Source organism: Streptomyces sp. NPDC028419 (assembly GCF_055565515.1).
In genome coordinates this window covers 1-2,675 of the sequence record NZ_JBVHUE010000083.1, presented here as the reverse complement: position 1 = coordinate 2,675, position 2,675 = coordinate 1, and the positions used below count along the sequence as shown (strand labels likewise).

1 protein-coding gene is annotated in these 2,675 nt (G+C 73.7%); it reads right to left on the bottom strand.

Going from position 1 to position 2,675, the window contains the following annotated elements:
- The coding region (locus tag ACZ4UB_RS39505; protein ID WP_468078131.1) for a non-ribosomal peptide synthetase at positions 1-2,675 on the bottom strand (2,675 nt) is incomplete at both ends.

Below are 2,675 nucleotides of genomic sequence, written 5' to 3'. Positions count from 1 at the left end.
AGGAACCACAACCGACGCTGCGCCGCCGACAACGGCACCCGCGCCGGACGCACACCCGCCGACAACCCCCGACGCGCCACCTCCGCACCCACCACACGCAACGCCAACCCCGCCACCGTCGGCGACTCGAACACCGCGCGGATGCCGAGCTCCCGTCCGAACGCCGAACGGATCCGGCTCACCAGGCGGGTGGCGAGCAGCGAGTGCCCGCCGAGGTCGAAGAAGTTGTCGTCGGGGCTGACCGCGGTCAGGCCCAGGACGTCGGCGAAGATCTGGCAGAGCAGTTCCTCGCGGGCGTCGGCGGGCCGGCGGCCGCTCGCGGCCGTCGTGGTCCACAGGGGCGCGGGGAGCGCGGCCCGGTCGACCTTGCCGTTGGGCATCAGCGGGATCTCGTCCAGGGCCACCAGGGCGGACGGGATCATGTACTCCGGCAGCGTGGCGGCCACCTGGGCGCGCACCGCGGCCGGGTCGACGGCGCCGACGTAGTACGCCACCAGGCGCCGGTCGCCCGGGCGGTCCTCGCGGACCACCGCGGTGGTCCGCGACACGCCGTCCACGGCGAGCACCGCGGACTCGACCTCGCCCATCTCGATGCGGAAGCCGCGCAGTTTGACCTGCGTGTCCGCCCGTCCCAGGTAGACGATCTCGCCGTCGGCGGTCCACCGGACCAGGTCGCCGGTGCGGTACATCCGCGAGCCGGCGGGGCCGTACGGGTCCGCGAGGAACCGCTCGCCCGTCAGTCCGGGACGGCCCAGGTAGCCGCGGGCCAGACCCGCACCCGCGACGTAGAGCTCACCCGTGACACCGGGGGCCACCGGACGCAGCGCGGCGTCCAGGACGTACGTCCGCGTGCCGACGATCGGGCGTCCGATCGGCACGACCGGCTCGTCCGACAGCGGGGCGCTCATCGTGGAGATGACGGTCGTCTCGGTCGGGCCGTAGGCGTTGACCATCCGGCGGCCGACCGACCAGCGCGCCGCGAGTTCCGGAGCGCAGGCCTCGCCCGCCACGACCAGGGTCGTACCGGCGGGCAGCGCGTCGTCCGCGAGGACGGCCAGCGCCGCGGGCGGCATGGTCAGGTGCGTCACGGCCTGTTCGGCGCAGAGCGCGGCCAGGTCGGGGCCGGGCATCAGCCGCTCGGCCGGGGCGACCACCAGGGTCGCTCCCGACAGCAGGCCCATCACGTTGTCCCAGACGGACACGTCGAAGCTGAGCGCCGCGAACTGGAGGACCCGGCTGCCCGGGCCCACGCCGAAGGCGTCCTGCTGGGCCCGCGCCAGGGAGGCGATGCCGCCGTGCGTGACGACGACGCCCTTGGGGCGGCCCGTCGAGCCCGACGTGTAGATCACGTAGGCCGGGTGGTCCGGGCCGGGGCGCTCCTGCGGAGGCAGCGCGCCGGACAGTTCCACCTCGTCCACGAGGAGCACCGTCTCCGGGTGCCCGCCCAACCGCGCCAGGGTGGCGGTGTCGGTGATCAGCAGGAGGGGTCGGGAGTCGGAGAGCATGTACGCGACGCGGTCGGCCGGGTAGTCCGGGTCGACCGGCACGTACGCGCCACCCGCCCGCAGCACCGCCAGCAGCGACACCACCAGCTCCACCGACCGTGGCAGCGCCACCGCCACCACCGACTCCGGACCCACACCGCACGAGGCCAGGTGCCCCGCGAAGGCGTCCACCCGCGCCGCCAACTCGCCGTACGTCAGCTCCACGTCCTCGAAGACCAACGCGACCGCCGAGGGATCCTCCGCCACCCGCGCCTCGAACAGCTCCGGGAACGAAGCCCGCTCCTCCAGCACACCCGCGTGGGCCGCCCACTCCTCCAACACCCGACCGCGCTCACCGGCCGAGAGCACCTCGACCTGCGAGATACGCCCGTCCACATCGGCGACCAGCCCCTCCAGCACCCGGACGAACCGCTCGCCCAGCGCCTCCGCGCTCACCCCGTCGAACAGGTCCGAGGCGTATTCGAGTTCACCGCTGACTCCGGCGGGCCGGCCGTCGGCGTCGTGGCGCTCGAAGAGGGAGAACGACAGGTCGAACTGCGACACCGTCGTGGTGGAGTCGCCCTCGCTGACCGTGAGGCCGGGCAGTTCGAGGGTCGCCTCGCTGTTGTTGTCGAAGACGACCATCACCTGGAAGAGCGGGTGGTGGGCCATCGACCGCTGCGGGCTGACGACCTCCACCAGGCGCTCGAAGGGGACGTCCTGGTGCGCGTAGGCCGCCAGGTCCGTCTCCCGGACCCGGGCCAGCAGTTCGCGCACCGAGGGGTCACCGGACACGTCCGTGCGCAGCACGAGCGTGTTCACGAAGAAGCCGATCAGGCCCTCCAGGGCCTCGTCCGAGCGCCCGGCCATGACGGTGCCCAGGGGCACGTCGGTGCCGGCGCCCACCCGGGAGAGCAGGACCGCGACGGCGGCCTGGACCACCATGAAGGGGGTCACCCCGCAGGTGCGGGCGGCGGCCAGCAGACGGCCGCGCAAAGCGGCGTCGAGGTGGAGGTCGACGGCGGCGCCCCGGTAGGAGGCCACCGCGGGGCGGGGCCGGTCCGTCGGGACCTCGATCAGTGCGGGAGCGCCCTGGAGCGCGGTGCGCCAGTAGTCGATCTGGCGGCCGGCCGGGCTCGACGGATCGCTCTCGTCACCCAACACCTCCGCCTGCCACAACGCGTAATCCGC